The 16,070-nt window shown below is 37.8% G+C and carries 15 protein-coding genes, 1 pseudogene and 1 riboswitch; of the genes and pseudogenes, 15 read left to right on the top strand and 1 reads right to left on the bottom strand.

Features of this window, described 5'->3' with window-relative positions; all coding sequences use genetic code 11:
* Positions 1-44 precede the first annotated feature (44 nt).
* From RE409_RS15595 to RE409_RS15575, 5 genes and pseudogenes are all read left to right on the top strand, one after another.
* Positions 45-1,043 carry an LLM class flavin-dependent oxidoreductase gene (locus RE409_RS15595; RefSeq protein ID WP_201224207.1) on the top strand — a complete coding sequence of 333 codons (999 nt, stop codon included), beginning with the start codon at positions 45-47 and terminating at the stop codon, positions 1,041-1,043.
* A gap of 89 nt (positions 1,044-1,132) precedes the next feature.
* The gene (locus RE409_RS15590; protein WP_201225156.1) at positions 1,133-2,155 is read left to right on the top strand and encodes an LLM class flavin-dependent oxidoreductase; all 1,023 of its coding nucleotides are present in this window, start codon (positions 1,133-1,135) and stop codon (positions 2,153-2,155) included.
* 105 nt (positions 2,156-2,260) lie between these two features.
* A complete protein-coding gene (gene pabB, locus RE409_RS15585) occupies positions 2,261-4,006 on the top strand; it encodes an aminodeoxychorismate synthase component I (protein WP_201224209.1) in 1,746 nt (581 codons plus the stop codon).
* A 102-nt stretch (positions 4,007-4,108) separates the two neighbouring features.
* On the top strand, positions 4,109-4,255 hold the full coding sequence (locus RE409_RS15580) for a hypothetical protein (protein WP_201224211.1): 147 nt from the start codon (positions 4,109-4,111) through the stop codon (positions 4,253-4,255).
* Positions 4,242-5,008, top strand: a pseudogene (locus tag RE409_RS15575) (D-serine ammonia-lyase); the annotation flags it as partial. The gene RE409_RS15580 and the pseudogene RE409_RS15575, both read left to right, overlap by 14 nt.
* A 43-nt stretch (positions 5,009-5,051) precedes the next feature.
* On the opposite strand, the gene RE409_RS15570 reads toward RE409_RS15575, so the two are convergent.
* Positions 5,052-6,449, bottom strand: coding sequence for a MocR-like pyridoxine biosynthesis transcription factor PdxR (locus tag RE409_RS15570; RefSeq protein ID WP_201185153.1), 1,398 nt, complete (start codon positions 6,447-6,449; stop codon positions 5,052-5,054).
* A gap of 374 nt (positions 6,450-6,823) precedes the next feature.
* On the opposite strand from RE409_RS15570, the gene pdxS reads away from it, so the two are divergent.
* The 10 genes from pdxS to RE409_RS15520 all read left to right on the top strand — a co-directional run bounded on the left by pdxS (position 6,824) and on the right by RE409_RS15520 (position 16,066).
* Positions 6,824-7,711 (top strand): pyridoxal 5'-phosphate synthase lyase subunit PdxS, encoded by an 888-nt coding sequence (gene pdxS / locus RE409_RS15565; protein ID WP_053346361.1) that lies wholly within the window; start codon positions 6,824-6,826, stop codon positions 7,709-7,711.
* 1 nt (position 7,712) lies between these two features.
* The gene (gene pdxT, locus RE409_RS15560; RefSeq protein WP_201225157.1) at positions 7,713-8,312 is read left to right on the top strand and encodes a pyridoxal 5'-phosphate synthase glutaminase subunit PdxT; all 600 of its coding nucleotides are present in this window, start codon (positions 7,713-7,715) and stop codon (positions 8,310-8,312) included.
* Between the two features lie 167 nt (positions 8,313-8,479).
* The gene (locus RE409_RS15555; protein WP_201224215.1) at positions 8,480-9,226 is read left to right on the top strand and encodes an SDR family NAD(P)-dependent oxidoreductase; all 747 of its coding nucleotides are present in this window, start codon (positions 8,480-8,482) and stop codon (positions 9,224-9,226) included.
* Between the two features lie 173 nt (positions 9,227-9,399).
* Positions 9,400-9,987 carry a TetR/AcrR family transcriptional regulator gene (locus RE409_RS15550; protein ID WP_201224217.1) on the top strand — a complete coding sequence of 196 codons (588 nt, stop codon included), beginning with the start codon at positions 9,400-9,402 and terminating at the stop codon, positions 9,985-9,987.
* A 426-nt stretch (positions 9,988-10,413) separates the two neighbouring features.
* A complete protein-coding gene (gene ssuE / locus RE409_RS15545) occupies positions 10,414-10,950 on the top strand; it encodes an NADPH-dependent FMN reductase (protein WP_201224219.1) in 537 nt (178 codons plus the stop codon).
* A 332-nt stretch (positions 10,951-11,282) separates the two neighbouring features.
* Positions 11,283-11,391: riboswitch (SAM riboswitch) on the top strand.
* A 178-nt stretch (positions 11,392-11,569) separates the two neighbouring features.
* Positions 11,570-11,713 (top strand): YezD family protein, encoded by a 144-nt coding sequence (locus RE409_RS15540; RefSeq protein ID WP_082527691.1) that lies wholly within the window; start codon positions 11,570-11,572, stop codon positions 11,711-11,713.
* Positions 11,714-11,927: 214 nt separating this feature from the next.
* The gene (locus tag RE409_RS15535) at positions 11,928-12,605 is read left to right on the top strand and encodes a phosphoadenylyl-sulfate reductase (protein WP_309559283.1); all 678 of its coding nucleotides are present in this window, start codon (positions 11,928-11,930) and stop codon (positions 12,603-12,605) included.
* 28 nt (positions 12,606-12,633) lie between these two features.
* On the top strand, positions 12,634-13,782 hold the full coding sequence (sat, locus tag RE409_RS15530) for a sulfate adenylyltransferase (protein WP_053346356.1): 1,149 nt from the start codon (positions 12,634-12,636) through the stop codon (positions 13,780-13,782).
* Between the two features lie 41 nt (positions 13,783-13,823).
* Complete coding sequence (cysC, locus tag RE409_RS15525; protein ID WP_201185142.1) at positions 13,824-14,423, top strand: adenylyl-sulfate kinase; 600 nt, start codon at positions 13,824-13,826, stop codon at positions 14,421-14,423.
* A 17-nt stretch (positions 14,424-14,440) separates the two neighbouring features.
* Positions 14,441-16,066 carry a nitrite/sulfite reductase gene (locus RE409_RS15520; RefSeq protein ID WP_201185140.1) on the top strand — a complete coding sequence of 542 codons (1,626 nt, stop codon included), beginning with the start codon at positions 14,441-14,443 and terminating at the stop codon, positions 16,064-16,066.
* The last annotated feature ends 4 nt before the right edge of the window (positions 16,067-16,070 follow it).

Here is a 16,070-nt window from a genome sequence, read left to right as displayed (position 1 = left end):
TACGATTATATAACTAAGAGAGAAATGGGAAGAAGGGAACCCTAATGAAGCTAAGCATTTTAGATCAATCACCAATCGCATCCGGTCAAACCGCGCAGCAGGCATTGAACGATTCACTTTTACTCGCACAAGAGGGAGATAGACTTGGCTATAGCAGGGTTTGGTTTACGGAACATCATGATTTACCAGGATTAGCCTGTTCAGCTCCGGAGGTATTGATAAGCTATATTGGTGCGCAAACAAAAAACATTCGAATTGGAGCAGGGGCTGTGTTGCTTCCGCATTACAAGCCATATCGCGTTGCAGAGACCTATAATATGCTTGCAACACTTTTTCCGGGCCGAATTGATATCGGCATAGGACGTGCTCCAGGAGGATCGGCAGAAGCGACTATGGCATTATCCGATAATTATCTGCAAAATGTATACAAAATGCCTGACCTCGTAAAGGAACTATTGTATTTTCTTCGAGAGAAATTTCCAAAAGATCACCTTTTTGAAAATACTTCTGCTGCACCAATCCCAAAAATTCCACCTGTACCATGGGTACTTGGAACAAGTGAAAAAAGTGCAAAACTCGCGGCGGAAAATGGGGTTTCTTACGCATTCGGTGAATTCATGAGCGACAATGATGGGATTAAGAGTCTTCAGTATTATCGTGAACATTTTCAAGCAAAAGGGATCCTGAATGCGCCTAAAACAATATTAACGGTTTCGGCCCTTTGTGCCGAAACCGAGGAACAAGCGAAAGAGATAGCACTAAGCAATACACTCTGGAAAATCCAAAGTGGCTTTGGGGAAAGAAAAATGGTCCCAAGTATAGAAGAGGCGAGGGAGTATGCATGGAATGCAAAAGAAAAAGAACTGAAGGGAAAGATGGATAAAAAAATGATTATGGGCACACCTTCAAAAGTAAAGCACCAGCTCTTGGAGTTACAGGAGAAATATCAAGCAGATGAAATCATGCTTATTACTATAACTCATAAGTTGGAGGACCGTCTGAAGTCGTATCGTTTGATTGCTAATGAACTTCTGCTCAAATAATCAGGTAGAGCATTTTGTGTGCAATTTATCTGCATTTTCTATATGATGACTTTGCGTCCAATTAATCATAATTGAAAGAAGTTGAAGATATGAATGCTGATCAGCCTGCAAAAAAACTTAGAGACATTTCTTTTTCCGTACTGGACCTAGCTTCTATTGTCGAGGGTGGTACAGTATCAGCAGCCTTTAAAAATACAGTAGATTTAGCTCAGCATGTGGAGAAATGGAATTATAACCGTTTCTGGGTAGCAGAACACCATAGCATGCCTGGAATCGCTAGCTCTGCGACTTCTGTGTTAATCGGTTATGTTGCTGGAAGGACAGAAAAAATACGTGTGGGTTCTGGGGGCATAATGCTTCCAAATCATGCACCACTCGTCATCGCAGAACAATTTGGAACGTTAGAAGCTATGTATCCTGGTAGAATAGATTTAGGATTAGGTCGTGCTCCAGGAAGTGACCAATATACTGCAATGGCTCTCCGTGGCGATGTCCGTAATAATGGCCAAGATTTTCCTGAGCAGTTAGCGCAACTCCGCAGCTATTTAGATGCTGATTCAAAACATAATCGAGTCCGTGCTATTCCTGGTGAAGGGCAAGATATCCCGATTTGGCTGCTTGGTTCAAGCGGCTTCAGTGCGGCACTATCAGCACAGCTGGGATTACCATTCTCATTTGCAAGCCATTTTTCACCTGAAAATACTCAACCGGCTTTAGCACGTTATCGTAATAATTTTCAGCCATCAGAAGTTTTAGATAAGCCGTATGTGATGGTCGGTGTCAATGTATTTGCAGCGGATACTACTGAAGAAGCACAAAGAATTGCTACCTCTTATCAGCAGCAATTTTTAAACTTGATTCGAAATACACCTGGACAAATGGCTCCGCCAGTTGATACGATGGAAGGTATTTGGACAGAATATGAAAAAGCCATTGTCATGAAACAACTGAACGCTTCTATTGTCGGAAACCCGAAAGAAGTTGAAGAACAATTACAGACCTTTTTAGATGAGACTCAGGCGGATGAAATGATTATTAACTCTGCCATTTATAATCATAACGCACGCCTTCGTTCCTATGAAATCATTGCAGAAGTTACTGGAATGAAATAAGTGTAAATGTGAATGAGCTTGCAGATTATGTGTCTGCAAGCTCATTTTCAATTACATACCATATCTAATTACTTAGAATCTTATAAATAAAGTAAGGAGAGAAGCATGAAACAGGAAGAACCTTTATCACTATTATTTCACTTCACAGATAAACAAGATGTTAAAAAACCGTTATATTTTACGGAACCGAAAGAAGTTTTTATCGCCCATTCTTTACAGGATGTCCTCCCTCAATTCCAAAAGGTCCAGGCAGCAATCGAGCAGGGATATTATGCAGCAGGCTATGTATCTTATGAAGCGGCGCCTGCTTTTGAAAAGTCTTTTAAAGTAAAAGAAGGAGCAAAAATGCCGTTATTGTGGTTCGGTATCTTTGAGAAACCGGAAGAGTTCCCGGGAAAAATAACTGGTTCATTTCAATTAAATGATTGGGAATCAGAAACGGATTCCCATACATATCATTCTGGGTTTCAAACGATAAAAGCTGAAATCGAGAAAGGCAATACCTATCAAGTGAATTATACGATGCGATTGCAATCTATGTTCGAGGGGGACGACTTTGCTTTCTATGATCGGCTAAAGAGAGCACAACGATCGAACTATAGTGCTTTTTTGAATATCGGGACACATCGAATTCTGTCGGCTTCTCCCGAGTTATTTTTCCGCTGGGTGGATGGTCAGCTAATTACTCGTCCAATGAAAGGGACAGTCAAGCGTGGGATTACCGTGAAAACGGATCAGGCAAATGCGGACTGGTTAGCATGTTCTGAAAAAAATCAGGCTGAGAATTTAATGATTGTTGATTTGCTCAGGAATGACCTAGGAATGATTGCTGAACAAGGGAGCGTTCAGGTACCGAAACTTAAGGAAATTGAAAAGTACCCGACTGTGTGGCAAATGACATCAACCATCACAGCTAAAACGAAACCAAAAACAACGATTATTGATATATTCAAGGCGCTTTTTCCCTGTGGATCGATAACAGGAGCACCGAAAATCAAAACGATGAAAATTATCACTGAACTTGAGAATTCTCCACGTGAAGTGTATTGCGGTGCAATCGGCTTTATTACCCCGGAATGTGAAGCAGTTTTCAATGTACCTATTCGGACGGTTGTTATCGAAAAGGAAACAGGAAAAGCTGAATATGGGGTAGGAGGGGGAATAACCTGGGATTCTGTCTTACTTGAGGAGTATGACGAAGCCTTTTTAAAAGCTAAATTATTGTCAGAGGAAAGACCTACCTATCAGCTGTTAGAGTCGATTAAGCTTGAAGATGGCCAGTATTTTTTATTGGATGAGCATATTGATAGAATGATGCAGTCAGCTGGATACTTTGACTATCCGTTTTCTGAAACAGAACTTAGAAATAAGCTCCAAAAATATGCAGATTCACATTATGATTCGATGCAAAAAGTACGGGTTCTGCTTTTTGAAAATGGAGATTTTGAAGTTTCAGGACAAATAATCAAGACAATGGAAGCAGAAATTTCAGCTATCATAGCCGAAAGTCCAATATCAACTGAAAATCCATTTCTCTATCATAAGACGACTAACCGGGAAGTTTATGAAAAATTTCAAACTAGGCACCCTGAGTTCTATGACGTTTTACTTTGGAATGAACAAGGATATATTACAGAGTTCACGAACGGAAATGTAGTAGTAAAGATAAATGGAGATCTGTTCACCCCTCCAGTAGAATCAGGATTGCTTGCAGGGACTTTCCGTCAGGAGCTATTAAGGAAGAAAGAAATAAAAGAAAAATTAATAACAAAGGCTGATCTTCATAATGCTGAGGAAGTTTGGTTTATTAATAGTGTGCGAAGGGGATTAAAAGTGAATCTTACATTTTAAACCAAAATTGTCCTAGTAAAAGAGTACTGTATTCGTACATAGCAATTTGCTAAGTTATAGTAGATGATAAATATTGTTACATATGACTAGGAGGGAAATGCTATGGAGAAACAAAAAATCGCAGGTTTATCTTTGATAGAGTGGAAAGAGAAATATCCTTTAATAAAAAAACTTATAAAGACAGATGAAGTTTTTTGGTTGAATCCCAATTATGGAAGCAATCAGGGCATTTCAATCGCTTGGATTTAAGGTTACTGTACATATGTCGGCAGATGCCAAGCAGTGGAAAAAAGATAAACTAAGAAACCTTGGTGTCATTGTAAAGGAATATGAAGACGATTACAGTAAAGCCGTCGAAGAAGGGCGAAAAGAAGCATCTCTTGACCCAAATTGCCATTTTATTGATGATGAAAATTCAAAAGATTTGTTGCTAGGCTATGCGACAGCTGCAACACGTCTGAAAAATCAATTAAAAGGAATGTCGATCCTGGTTGACGAAGATCATCCTTTATTTGTTTACTTACCATGCGGAGTAGGTGGTGGCCCCGGCGGTATAACATATGGGCTAAAATTGGCCTTCAAAGACGATGTCCATTGCTTTTTTGCAGAGCCAACACATTCGCCGTGTATGTTGCTTGGATTGGCAACGGAACTTCATGACAAAGTCTCGGTACAGGATTTTGGAATTGATAACAAAACGGAAGCAGATGGACTAGCGGTCGGAAGGTCATCTGAATAGTAAGCGGCAGCTATACAATACAGGACAAAAGATTATTTGACTTGCTTCGAGAGTTGGCTGAGACAGAAGGATATTATTTAGAGCCGTCTGCCCTCGCAGGAGTATATGGACCAGTTCAATTGTTCAGTAGCGAAGAGGGAAAACAATATCTCAAGGATCAAAAACTTCAAGAAAAAATAAAACAGTCCACACATATTATTTGGGCTACAGGTGGCAGTATGGTACCAAAGGTCATGATGGAAGAATATTTAACTAAAAGTTAAAAAAGAAAAAGGAAGTTTACATTTGTGAACTTCCTTTTTCTTTTTAAAACCCCCAGGAGTTCAATAAAAGATGAATAGCTTTTTCTAATTCTGCTTCAGGTATCCCTGCAAAGCCTAATATAATTTTAGGAGGATGTTCATCTATTTTCTCAATGGAATAAGTGGAAAGTCCGTATATTTTAATGTCGTCATCAGCCGCTTTTTGAATTAGTGTTTGTTCATCCATCCCATTTTTTACGGTGAGAACAATATGCAGTCCTGATCGTTCACCAATGATTGATATTTGTTGATGATAGGGTTTAATCAAATCAATCACTTTTTCTAATTTACGGCGGTAAACTTTCCTCATACGATTTAAATGTTTTTCAAAATCTCCCTCCCTCATAAACTCTGTTAAAACATGTTGGTCAATCCTTGATACGGTTGAATGGTAGAAAGATAATTCCTCTTGATACCTCTGTAATAACGGAGCTGGAAGAACCATATAACTGATACGAATCGAAGGCATCAATGATTTGGAAAACGATCCTAAGTAAATCACTTTTTCTCCAACATCCATACTTTGTAAAGAAGGAATCGTTTTTCCACTATAACGAAATTCACTATCATAATCGTCTTCGATAATATATCTATTTGCTGCCCCTTGGGCCCAATTCAACAATCGTGTACGTCTGTTAACAGACAGAATTGTTCCATAGGGGAAGTGATGGGAAGGGGTTACATAAACTACATCAATTGAAGACTGCTCAATAGGGTTGACCTTCACCCCTTCTTCATCAACTTCTAATGGATATACATCATTTGGATAGCTACGTAAAATACGATAAATCAAGTGATAACCGGGATCTTCGACTCCGTATATGGTGGTTTTATCAAAAAGAAGAACAAGCTGCTGTAGTAAAATTTCCAGTCCCGCACCAATGATAATCTGTTCAGGGACACATTGGACCCCACGAGCATGATATAGATAGTGGGCAATTTCACAACGTAATTCATATTCACCTTGAGAATCTCCCAGTAAAAGAAGGTCTTGATGAGATTCATCGATTTTATTTTTAATATACTTTCGCCATTTTTCAAATGGAAAGTTCTCAGTATCAATTTGGCTTGGGTGAAAATGATAGAGCAATTCCCTTACTTTATTATCATTCTGTTCTAAGGGAACATTGTCAGTTTGAGTATACTCTAAATCCTCAAATGTTTGTATGTAGTATCCCTTTCTGGGAATAACTTCAACGTATCCTTCAGCAGTTAATTGTTCATAGGCAGTCTCGACTGTATTTTGACTAATCTGCAGAAACTCCGCTAATTTTCGCTTCGATGGCAGCTTCGTTCCAAAGAGAAGACGTCCATCAATTATCTCTTTTTTAATATGCGAATATAATTGTTCGTATAATGGTTCTTCACTCATACGATTTAAGTTACAGGTTAACATATTCATTTTGCTTCCGCCTTTTTTAAATAATTCGTATCTGACCCCATTAAATTATTGAAAACTGATACTTTCAATACGGTCATCTATTTTTTATACTAATTAACAAATCTAAAAAATGCAAATATTAGGGGGGAAGTAGAGGGAAAATTATTAGGAACTGACCCCATTAAATTATTGAAAACTGATACTTTCAATACGGTCATCTATTTTTTATACTAATTAACAAATCTAAAAAATGCAAATATTAGGGGGGAAAGTAGAGGGAAAATTATTAGGAACTGACCCCATTAAATTATTGAAAACTGACACTTTCAATACGGTCATCTATTTTTTATACTAATTAACAAATCTAAAAAATGCAAATATTAGGAGGAAAAGTAATGGAAAAATTATTAGGAACTGACACAGTAAAAAGAGGAATGGCACAGATGCAAAAGGGTGGCGTAATTATGGACGTCATTAATGCTGAACAAGCAAAAATCGCCGAAGCAGCGGGTGCTGTTGCTGTCATGGCTTTAGAAAGGGTACCTTCTGATATTCGTGCAGCTGGTGGTGTAGCAAGAATGGCAGATCCTCGTATCGTTGAGGAAGTATTGAATGCTGTTTCTATTCCGGTCATGGCTAAAGCAAGGATTGGTCACATTGTTGAAGCAAGGATTCTGGAATCAATGGGTGTTGATTATATTGACGAAAGCGAAGTGCTGACGCCTGCTGATGAAGAATATCATTTGTTAAAAAGCGATTTCACAGTACCTTTTGTATGTGGATGCCGTGACTTAGGCGAAGCTGCACGCAGGATTGGTGAAGGAGCATCGATGCTTCGTACAAAAGGAGAACCTGGAACAGGAAATATTGTGGAAGCTGTTCGACATATGAGAAAGGTTTTGTCCCAAATTCGTAAAGTGAGCGTAATGAGTGACGATGAATTAATGACAGAAGCAAAAATCTTAGGTGCTCCTTATGAGATTCTAAGAGAAATTAAGCGGACAGGTAAATTGCCTGTAGTTAACTTTGCAGCAGGTGGAATTGCTACTCCAGCAGATGCAGCACTGATGATGGAACTGGGCGCAGATGGCGTATTTGTGGGTTCAGGTATATTTAAATCAGAGAATCCTGAAAAATTTGCAACTGCAATCGTTCAAGCGACTACATATTATACTGATTATGAATTGATTGGCCGGCTGTCAAAAGAGTTAGGCAGTGCAATGAAAGGTATTGATATTTCTAAGCTTGCTCCATCAGAACGGATGCAGGAACGTGGCTGGTAATATGATAACCATCGGTGTTTTGGGTTTACAGGGTGCTGTTGAAGAACATTTAAATCAAATTAAAGCTGCAGGTGAACAAGCTATAATTGTTAAAAAACCTGAACAGTTAAAAGAAATTGATGGCTTAATTATTCCAGGCGGAGAAAGCACTACGATGAGAAAGCTCATGGATCGTTACGGATTTATGGAACCCATCAAAACCTTTTTTGAACTAAAAAAACCTGTCTTCGGTACATGTGCGGGAATGGTATTGGCCGCAAAGAAATTGACTGGGGATGAAGAGGCTTATCTTGGATTAATGGACATTTCCGTGAAAAGGAACGGATTTGGACGTCAGCGGGATAGTTTTGAAGCACAACTCTCGATCAAAGGAATGGAAGAACCATTTACAACTGTCTTCATCCGGGCACCATTCGCGGAAGAAATTGGTGAAGACGTAGAGGTATTAGCTCTTTATGAAGAACATGTTGTTGCTGCGAGACAAGAACATGTCCTGGTTAGTGCTTTTCATCCAGAATTAACAGGGGATAATCGTTTTATACAACTCTTCATCGAAATGGTGAAAGAATCTATCAGTAAAGTTGAAGTAAAAATGTGCTAAATATTAATGAGCTGTCCTATTTTAATAGGGCAGCTTTTTGTATGCAATAAGATATAAAGGGAACTTTAAAAAAACATCATTTCGCTTGAAATTATTATTCAATAAATCAATAATAAAAGTGAGTAAATACTTACTTATTTATTTTGAGCGTTGAAAGGGGAATTTATATGACAGCAAGAGTGGCAGTTATTACAGGTGGAGCAAGTGGAATAGGCCGTGCAACATGTCTAAAATTTGCAAAAAAAGGGGACAAAGTCGTTGTTGCGGATTTTAACGAGGCCATGGCAGAAGAAACTGTTGAACTGATTAAGGCAGAAGGCGGAGAAGCTATTTTTGTTAAAACTGATGTTTCAAAGCAAGAAGATGTGGAAGCATTGGTCAATATCGCTGTAGATGTTTATGGAAGAATTGATATTATGTTCAATAACGCTGGCATAGGTGCGGGTGGCATGATTCTTGAACAAAATATGGAAGGGTACTTTAAAACGATCGGAGTAAACCAACACGGTGTGGCTTTTGGCATCATGGCAGCCGGACGTAAAATGAAGGAACTAGGAAGTAAGGGAGTTATTATAAATGCTGCTTCGGTGTTTGGCTATTTAGCTTCACATGGGACTTTCGCATACCAGGCTTCTAAAGGCGCTGTAAGAATGATGACACAAACAGCGGCTTTGGAATTGGGTGCTTATGGAATACGAGTAGTAGGTATCGCACCAGGCGGTGTGGATACTCCAATTATCCAAGGATATAAAGATATGGGAATCATCGATAAATTGAATGCAAGCCAAATGCGCGGCAAATTAATTAAGCCGGAAGCAATTGCGAATGCTGTTTATCTACTATCATTAGATGAAGCTGATGCGATTAATGGCAGTATTGTTATGGTTGATGATGGCTATGCATCTTTTAAATAATTTTGAAAAGGAAAACAGCGTCCTAATCCGACGATGTTTTCTTTTTATGTCTTATATGACTAATGCAAGTCTCATAGACCAAAGGTTATATTGACCGATTGGTATCATCAGGCTATTATGGAAAATAGATCGGACAAGCCGGTCTTATCTTTTTTAAAAGAAGGTTGATATTTTTGAAAAAAGGGCAGCAAACAAAAGAACGGATCATTAATGTAGCCCGGACTCTTTTTGCCAGTAAAGGTTTTGACATGACCAGAACGAATGAAATCGCTTCTGCCTGTAATGTTTCCGAAGCTACGATTTACAAATACTTTGACAGCAAAAAAGAGTTGCTTTTGGCTACGATTACTCCTAGTGAAAAAGAAGATGCGGAAGTTGAGACTAGCCACCTTTCTACGGATGAGCTTGTAGAGAATCACGTTATCACATTGATAAAAAAAATTCTTGAAAATAAAGAACAGTATTCGATATTATTTCGAGAAACTCAATACGATCAAGAAATTTCTAAACAATATGTTGAGCAAATCTTCAAGCCAAATGCTAAGCTTATTGAACTTCAGAAGAGAATTGATACTGGAGAGATTCACTATATTTCCGATATTATCTTATTTAATGTAGGAATTATTTCTTTTACATTAGCTTTATCGACCCATTATGAGATTCATCAACAGAAAACGGAACCGTATTTTACTGAGGAACGAATAAAGAGTATTGCTCAGCTTTTAGTATATGGGATTCATGGAAAAAGCAATAATACATAAATAAACGGTCATATTTAAGGCGTATGAGTCAACAAGCCGCAAATATGACCGTTGCTTTATCTACTATTAGTATTAGTTATTCAAGCTTGTACCTCTAGACTTGACGATACATTGTGCAAACTAGTGTAATCCGAAGAATGGAACTATACCTGTTATTTTGGAGATGCAAAAATTAAAAGGTCAAGGAAGAAACAGATTTAAATTTCAGGGAAAAAAGAGGGGGATAACTGATGAAAGTTTCTGAATAGGTTATTCATATTAATCCCGAGTTAAACACTTGACTTTTATTTTTCTGAATATTACGATGATTATATGATACATGACTTTACCTAGGCAGGGTTCTTATCCGATTTATTAGTGATTGAGTGATTTTTATTGAATCAGCAAGTCTTATCGCAGATAAGAAAATAATAGGAGGAAATTTATATGAGCGAAATCGTAATTTTATCAGGCAGTCCAGCGAGTCCATCAAGAACTGATATCTCTTTAAAACATGTTCGATCACTAGTTGAACAAGTGGGGTTTACCACTGCTTATTACTCTATAACGGATTTTTCCGCAGATGATCTATTCCAAGGCCGGTATAATAGTGAAGATATAATAAAGCTTTCAGAAAAAATTCAGGAAGCTAGAGGTATCATTATTGGTTCACCAGTATATAAGGCATCTTACACAGGCGTGTTAAAAGCTTTGATTGATTTGCTACCTGAGGGTGCATTTAAAAATAAGCCTGTTCTGCCAATTATGATTGGTGGAAGTAACAGGCATTTATTGGCGATTGATTACGCACTTAAACCTTTAATTTCAATTTTAAAAGGTGAGCCGTTGCAGGGCTTATATTTTGTAGATAAGGAAATAGATAAGCAGAATCCAGAAAGCCCAATTAAAGATAGCGAATTAGTTGATCGTGTGCAAAGTCAGGTGCAAGAATTTGTTGAAGCGATTCAATTAAGAAATAATTAAATGCTGTTAATAGACTAAAAGTAAAGGCTTAAGGTTTTGAACTATTTTTATTTTCATGAGATTAAAGATTATTTATGTACAATCATTAAAACTAATTAACCTTAACAATTAGGCCTTAAACAATTGTAAAAAGAGGTAAGTAATGAAATAGACTCATTTTTTTTAAGAGTTTCTCTTGAAAATGAGTCTATTTTCATATTTAACTTATACAATATCCGTTCAAGGAAAAGTGTGTATAATAATAACAGTTCACCCATTTTATTAATCCAAGTTATTTTATAAGAAAACTCCATTGACAAGGAATAAATATATGTTAATATTTAAAATAATAAAACTTATCCAGAGCGACGGAGGGAATTGGCCCTTTGAAGTCCAGCAACCTGCATGATGGATGCAAGGTGCTACATCCAACAAAATGTTGATCATTTTGGAAGATAAGGTAAAAAATATTACCTTGAAAATCTTTCCATCATGGAAGGGTTTTTATTTCTGTAAAATTCGTTTGCAAACCATAGCATTGTAAGATGTTTTGGAATATATAAATTTAAGAAAATGCATTTTATAAACGGGTCAGCTATACGATAAGCTAGTCTCGGATTTTCTTAAAGGAGGAACTGGCTTGGAAAAAGAGAATCAGCTGGAGGAAATATTTGAACGCCTACAAGAAATGCTTAAGTCGATGAAATATGGATCCATAACACTTATCGTCCAGGATGGTAAAATTATCCAAATGGAAAGAAATGAAAAGCTGAGAATTAAATAAGGTATCTGCTGACTAGAAAACTAGAGGTGGATTTAACTGATATAAAAGAGAGTATTAGTTAAATTCGTCTCTTTTTTCTAGGGTCTTTTAAGCGTTAAAAAACAACAGCGAGTATTAATCGCAAGTTACTCTATTCTGTGAAACATTTAGCAAGTTTTTAGAGGGGGCTTTAAGATTGTCTGCATTAGTAAACTATGAAAATTTCGACACAGAGATTTTGCCTGCATTTCCTGAGGACAGTGAGACAAAAGGTGCTTTAGAAGTTCTTGAGTGGGCAAATTCCCAATATGGTAACAAACTCATTTATGCATGTAGTTTCGGCATTGAAGGAATAGTACTTACGGATTTATTGGCAAAGGTCAATCCTTCAGCCAAAATTGTTTTTCTGGATACGGATGTTCATTTTGAAGAGACTTACAAATTAATTGAACAAGTTAAAAAGCGCTATCCGCAGCTTTCAATTGAAATGAAAAAGCCGGCATTGACGCTCGAGGAACAAGCAACTGAATATGGAGATGAGTTATGGCTCCGTGATTCAAATAAATGTTGCAGCATACGTAAGATCGCGCCGCTTACTGAGGTACTTTCAACGGCAACTGCTTGGCTCTCGGGACTACGCAGGGAGCAATCTGAAACAAGAGCATTAACGGAATATATTAATCAAGATAATAAGTTTAAATCAATTAAAATATGCCCGCTTATTCATTGGACATGGAAAGATGTATGGCGCTATGCCCATAAAAATGGACTTCCATATAATGTTCTTCACGATAATGGATATCCTAGTATTGGCTGTAAAACATGTACGGCACCTGCTATCAATGCCGATGATTTACGCTCAGGACGTTGGCAGGGCGCGCAAAAAACAGAATGCGGATTACATTTATCTTAATAAATAGAAAATTTAGGGGGAAATTAGTATGACAGTTAGCTTACCGCACGGAGGAACGTTGATCAATCGTTGGGAACCAGACTATGATATTACTAAAATAAACAACTCAATCGAAATTGATGAGATTGCTTTAAGTGACCTGGAATTAATAGGTACTGGGGCCTATAGTCCTATTAAAGGATTCTTTACAAAAGATGACTATCAAGCAGTGGTTAAGGATATGAGGCTTAGCAGCGGCCATGTTTGGAGCATCCCGATTACTTTGCCGATTACTGATGAAGTAGCAAAAGCTCTTACTCTAGGAGAAGAAGTAAAGTTGAATCATGAAGGAGAAACATACGGAGTTCTCATTGTTTCTGATATCTTCAGACCTGATAAACAATTGGAAGCCACATTAGTTTATCAAACGGATGATGAGAAACATCCTGGTGTGAAAAATTTGTATAACCGTGGTGAAGTATATGTCGGCGGGGATATTAAATTAGTTAAACGAATCGAACGTCCACTATTCCAAGATCATTATTTGGATCCTGTTGACACAAGAAAAACTTTTGCTGAAAAAGGCTGGAAAACAGTTGTTGGATTCCAAACAAGAAATCCTGTTCACCGTGCACATGAATACATTCAAAAAACTGCATTGGAGATTGTAGACGGTTTATTTTTAAATCCGCTAGTAGGTGCTACTAAATCAGATGACATACCAGCTGATGTACGGATGGAGAGTTATAAAGTACTACTAGAGAAATATTATCCTAAGGATCGTGTCTCCCTAGCAGTTTTCCCTGCTGCCATGCGTTATGCAGGGCCAAGAGAAGCCATTTTCCATGCCATGGTTCGTAAAAATTACGGATGCACCCACTTTATTGTTGGCCGTGACCATGCCGGTGTGGGCGATTATTACGGCACTTATGATGCACAAAAAATCTTTGGTAATTTCAAACCTGACGAGTTAGGAATCACGCTATTATTCTTTGAACATAGCTTTTATTGTAAAACATGTGGAAATATGGCTTCTGCTAAAACATGTCCGCATGGTAAAGAAGATCATGTTATCTTATCCGGAACGAAGGTTAGGGAAATGTTGCGTAATGGTGAAATTCCACCAGCTACCTTCAGTCGTAAAGAAGTCATCGAAGTGTTAATCGAAGGCCTGAAAAAGAATGAAGTATTTAACTAAACTAGTTTCAAATATATGTAAGTAGTAAGAGGGGGATAATAATGAGTAATAGCACGAATGTAACTTGGCATGAAGCGTCTTTGACTAAGGAACTCCGTCGTAAGCAAAACGGACATGAGAGTACAGTTCTATGGTTCACAGGACTCTCAGGCTCCGGAAAATCAACGATTGCAAATGCAGTCGCTAAAGAGTTGTATAACCGAAATATTCGAAGTTATGTCTTGGATGGAGATAATATTCGTCATGGCTTAAATAAAGATTTGGGTTTTTCTGAAGAGGATCGGACTGAGAATATTAGGCGGATCGGTGAAGTTTCCAAGCTTTTTGTGGATAGCGGGCAGTTCGTATTAACGGCATTTATTTCCCCTTTTCGAGCAGACCGTCAAATTGTACGCGATTTGCTTGAAGAAGGCGAGTTTATTGAGGTCTACATAAAATGTCCGATTGAAGAATGTGAAGTGCGTGATCCAAAAGGTCTTTACGATAAGGCACGTAAGGGAATCATTAAAGACTTTACTGGGATTGACTCTCCATATGAAGAACCTGAACAGCCGGAAATCGTTTTAGAATCCAACCAATATAGTGTTGAAGAGTGCGTCGAACAGGTAATCAACTATTTGACAACTAAGAGAGCGATTTAATCGAGGAGGAAAAAGTAGTGGTATATGAGAAGTTTTGGTCTGAAAATCCGGTAATTGCTAAAAACAAAACTGAAGTCTGGAAATTAGAAAAAGATGGTTTGAAGATCTTTGACGATATTCCTCATTATGCAGCAAATGGATTTGAATCCATTCCTAAAGAAAAGTGGGATATGTTCAAGTGGGCAGGTCTATACTTGCAACGACCAAAAGAAGCGGGCTATTGGATGATGCGTGTCGTTATTCCTGGTGGTATCCTTACTTATGACCAACAAATCACACTTGCTAATATTGCGAAAGATTACGGTAGAGATGTTTATGACATCACAACTCGCCAAGCTATTCAGTTTCACTGGTTGACTATTGAACAAGTCCCTGATATTTTGAACCGTCTAGAACAGGTTGGGATGACTACTGCTGGTGCATGTGGTGATATTACACGGAATATAATCGGAAATGCATTAGCTGGAATCGATCCTGACGAACTTTTTGATACACGTGACGTCCTTTATAATGTATTTGAGTATTTCCGACTTAACGAAGATTTTTCAAACCTTCCAAGGAAATATAAAATGTCAGTCAGTGCTAATGTTCATAATGCTGCCAATGCTGAAATTAACTGCGTTTCATTTAATCCAGCTACGAAGGTTATTGATGGAAAGACAGAAGTTGGTTTTCACGTTAAAGTAGGGGGTGGATTATCCTCCGTTCCTATGCTAGCAGAAGAACTTGATTTATTCATTTTACCGGAGAAAACAGTGGAAGTGGCAGCCGCCATCACAACGATTTTCCGTGACTTCGGTTACCGTGAAAAGCGTCATCGCTCTCGTTTGAAATTCCTTGTTGCTGATTGGGGTCCAGAGCAATTTAAGGAAAAATTGCTTGAATACACCGGTCCACTTCCAGAAAAGGGAGAAAGTGCATTGAAGGAATGGAATGCTGGCTATTTCTATGGTATCCATAAACAAAAACAAGAAGGACTTAACTATGTTGGAGTCAATATCCCAGTTGGCCGTTTAACTCCAGACGAAGTTATTGAGTTTGCTGAACTTTCTAAAAAATACGGAAATGGTGAAATCCGCAACTGTAATTCGCAAAATCTAATTATTCCTAATGTTCCGGATGCAAAACTTGAAGAATTAAAACAAGAATCAATTTTTGAAAGATTTCCATATCAACCAAAAAAATTCATTGGATATTCCGTTTCTTGCACAGGCATTGAGTATTGCAACCTGGCACTTGTTGAAACCAAAAACCGGATGAAAACTATTGCTGAAAAACTGGATAAAGAAATTGATTTAGATGTACCGGTAAGAATGCATATGGTGGGTTGCCCTAATAACTGTGGTCAACGAGCTATTGCTGAAATCGGGTTGCAAGGTATCAAAATGAAAAACCAAGACAAAAAAATGGTCGAGGCTTTTGAAATATACGTAGGCGGAACACTTAATGCTGGTGGGAAGTTCAATGAAAAATTAAAAGGGAAAGTGGAAGCTGAAAAGCTTTATGACGTATTAAAAGAGCTTATCCTGTTTTTCAAAGAAACAAAGCTATTGTCTGAAACTTTCTTGGATTTTGTAGAGCGAGTAGGAAAATCAGAATTACAAAGTAAACTTGATAATATTTTAACAGAGGTTGCTGTTTAAATAG

The sequence above is a fragment of the Peribacillus sp. R9-11 genome (assembly GCF_031345095.1).
In the GTDB taxonomy this organism is placed as follows: Bacteria; Bacillota; Bacilli; order Bacillales; family DSM-1321; genus Peribacillus; species Peribacillus butanolivorans.
Note: the sequence above shows the minus strand (reverse complement) of the source record. Positions and strands in the feature narration are given on the sequence as shown.

Coding starts and splice junctions, on each gene's coding strand:
- RE409_RS15595 (WP_201224207.1), top strand. CDS start 45: ATGAAGCTAAGCATTTTAGATCAATCACCAATCGCATCCGGTCAAACC.
- RE409_RS15590 (WP_201225156.1), top strand. CDS start 1,133: ATGAATGCTGATCAGCCTGCAAAAAAACTTAGAGACATTTCTTTTTCC.
- pabB (WP_201224209.1), top strand. CDS start 2,261: ATGAAACAGGAAGAACCTTTATCACTATTATTTCACTTCACAGATAAA.
- RE409_RS15580 (WP_201224211.1), top strand. CDS start 4,109: ATGGAGAAACAAAAAATCGCAGGTTTATCTTTGATAGAGTGGAAAGAG.
- RE409_RS15570 (WP_201185153.1), bottom strand. CDS start 6,449: ATGAATATGTTAACCTGTAACTTAAATCGTATGAGTGAAGAACCATTA.
- pdxS (WP_053346361.1), top strand. CDS start 6,824: ATGGAAAAATTATTAGGAACTGACACAGTAAAAAGAGGAATGGCACAG.
- pdxT (WP_201225157.1), top strand. CDS start 7,713: ATGATAACCATCGGTGTTTTGGGTTTACAGGGTGCTGTTGAAGAACAT.
- RE409_RS15555 (WP_201224215.1), top strand. CDS start 8,480: ATGACAGCAAGAGTGGCAGTTATTACAGGTGGAGCAAGTGGAATAGGC.
- ssuE (WP_201224219.1), top strand. CDS start 10,414: ATGAGCGAAATCGTAATTTTATCAGGCAGTCCAGCGAGTCCATCAAGA.
- sat (WP_053346356.1), top strand. CDS start 12,634: ATGACAGTTAGCTTACCGCACGGAGGAACGTTGATCAATCGTTGGGAA.
- cysC (WP_201185142.1), top strand. CDS start 13,824: ATGAGTAATAGCACGAATGTAACTTGGCATGAAGCGTCTTTGACTAAG.